The sequence below is a fragment of the Ralstonia sp. TCR112 genome, assembly GCF_007997035.1.
GTDB lineage: Bacteria > Pseudomonadota > Gammaproteobacteria > Burkholderiales > Burkholderiaceae > Ralstonia > Ralstonia edaphi.
Genome location: NZ_VOSS01000180.1, coordinates 1 through 2,541 on the forward strand (window position 1 = coordinate 1; position 2,541 = coordinate 2,541).

The following is a 2,541-nucleotide window of genomic DNA, read 5'->3' on the forward strand; positions in this document are numbered from 1 at the left end:
ATGAGCGTGTCGCCGGCGTTGATGTGGATGTTGCACGTGAAGTCTTTACAAGGAGAGACCGTCCAATTTTCTTATTACGTCGCTAACTGTGCCTGCTGGAAGCGTTACTTCGCTAATGCTTTTCCCATTGTCTAGGCTCCACAAAAATCTGTCACCTTTAATCGTCTTGATGAAGTACAAGTAACATTGGTTGTCGCTCATTGCTGTGCATGTCATGTCGAATAATCCTTCGAATGGAAAACCTTTGTTTCCTGATAGATATTCTTCTGCATTTTTGTATAGATAGGCGGAATCAAGGTCGTTGGCGTTAACCGGAAGTTTATCAATGTCAGCGTTCTTGTAGGAGCCCATAGTTGTTCTTAGCTCAAATATGTCTACAGTGTCGAATAGTCTCTCGCCGTTCAGGTAAAGGCAGAATAGGCCATTTCTCCAGATGTCGTCGCGGGCGTTCCATTCGCTGACAACGTCGATTTGAATTGCGAAAAGAAAAGGATTGCCAAAAATCATCTTATGGTTACTCCAAATTGCCTTTGAATGCTTGATGGGATTTGGTTCCCGGCTAAGGGATTGTTTCGATCACCTGTGCTGCCATTCCAGTGAAATTCCCCATTCGTTCCCTCAAAGCGGTGGATGTTGCCTTGACTATCCATTGCAAACCGAACTTCTTTGTTTGGGTACGTTTTCGGGCTTGGAATGGATTGCCCAAATAGTTCTAGTGAGTCTCTTGGTTCAATTCCGGCATTGGGTCTATTGCTTGGTTGGCCGGGAGTGTGCTTGGGGTTGGATTTATATAGCAACCCGTTGGCTGCAAGGGTGGGGTCGGGCGTTGGTAATGCAGCGCCTTTTCCAACCCCCTTGATTGCCCCGCCAATCCCCGCAGCCGCGCCCACCATCACTTCACTGACTAGTGTAGACGCCTGCTGCCCCTGCAACACGTCTGTGCCGCCCATCCTGACCGCATTGCCCAGCGCCGCCGTGCTCATCGACATAATGGAGCGATCCGCGTTGAGCAATGCACCGAGTTCCGCGCGTTCTTCCCCGCTCAGCGTGCCGTTGGCTTTCTGCTTCCCTTGCAGCTCTGCCACGCGTTCACCTGTCTCGCGCTGCTGGGTGCGCAACTCATCCACCACGGCCAAACAAGCTTGCACCGTGCTGCACTTCTCAGCACGGTCATGGTTGGATTGCCACAGTTTGGCAAACTGGTCTCTGACCTCCTTGCGACAAGTGTCAGTTGTGCAATTCGCCAGCTTCTGATCGCGGTCGATTTTCTGCTTGGGTGTCAGCCAGTTGTTATCGAGGGCAGCGGTTGCGGCGGTAGTCGCGGTGGCGGCATTGCTGCTTGAGATGACAGCAGCAACACCTGCCACCAAAGACGTCACCACGTTGCGCTTTGCCTCCTTGTCGGCATTCGTCTCCTTCGCATCCTCGGTGAACAGATTGGTCAGCAAGCTGGAGGCCGCTGCACCCAAAGCACCTGCACCGCAGCTCTGGCTGCTCGCTGCCGCTCCCGCACAGGCCACGATCGCGTGCAGACTAGCGTGTTCGGCGCTACCTTCCTTGACGACACCGTCCGCAACGAGCTTGCCGATGTATCCCGCTCCCTGTTGCTGAACGTAGTTCACGACAGCGCTCTGTACAAATTGAGCAGAGCTACCACTCACGTTGCCGCCTGCTGCTGCGGTCAACGCGTTGGCAATCTGGCGGTAGGTGCCACCTGCGCCCCACTTACTTTCGGTATCGACCGCCTCGGCTCGTTCTTGCTGAGCTTGTTCCCAAAGTTGCTGACGCTGCGCATCGGTCAAGTTGGCCGCAGGATCCGCCGCTTGCTTCTCCAGCTTGTCGGCGGCTTGCCGCTTGGTATCCGCCTCCTGCATGCGGTTCCCAACGAACTGCCCCACCTGGTTGACGAATTGGCTAGCAATCTCAAAGCCGGCCTGCACCTTGTCCTTATCAAAGATCGGCGCGAGTGCGCCGCCTGTGTTGGAGGCGTCCCGATTGATGCCTGCCACGGTTTCTGCAGCAGTCTTTCCAGTCAACTGCTGTTGCTTGGCGCCGTCGGTAATCGTGATCGTGCCACCGCTGATCGCGCTGCTCGTTGTCGAGCTGGCATCGCCAGACGCACTTAATACGATCGGTGGTGCGGCAGTGAGACCCCCGCGGCTGCTTGGCAGCTCTGTGCCGGGCACCGGATTGACGTTGTCGGCCTTGCCTTGTTGATCTTTGCCAATTCCGCTCTTGCCGGGGTCACCACCGCCTCCAAAGGAGTAGCCGCCACTGATCCCAATTTGAGAGCCGCTGTAGTGCGCTTCGTTCTGGATATCGCTGTGGGTGAGGGTGGCCGTGGTCAGCGTGTTGACGCCGTCTTGCACCGCCTTGTCACTGCTGGCGATCACACCGCCCTTGAGGTCGGTGTTGCCCTTGACGTCGATCTGGAAGCCACCGTCGCCGGTGCGGATGCCCGATTGCTCACCCACAGCCGCATAGTCGCTGTTCAGCTTGCCCTGGCTGACGCTTCCGGAAACGCTGGATTTGCCCACGCAA

The 2,541-nt window shown here is 55.8% G+C and carries 1 protein-coding gene and 1 pseudogene; both read right to left on the reverse strand.

Annotated features, from left to right (window positions below; translation table 11 throughout):
* Nucleotides 1-45 precede the first annotated feature (45 nt).
* Nucleotides 46-507, reverse strand: coding sequence for an immunity 42 family protein (locus tag FUT88_RS25085; RefSeq protein WP_147219246.1), 462 nt, complete (start codon nucleotides 505-507; stop codon nucleotides 46-48).
* Nucleotides 504-2,541, reverse strand: a pseudogene (locus FUT88_RS25090) (hypothetical protein); the annotation flags it as partial. The gene FUT88_RS25085 and the pseudogene FUT88_RS25090, both read right to left, overlap by 4 nt.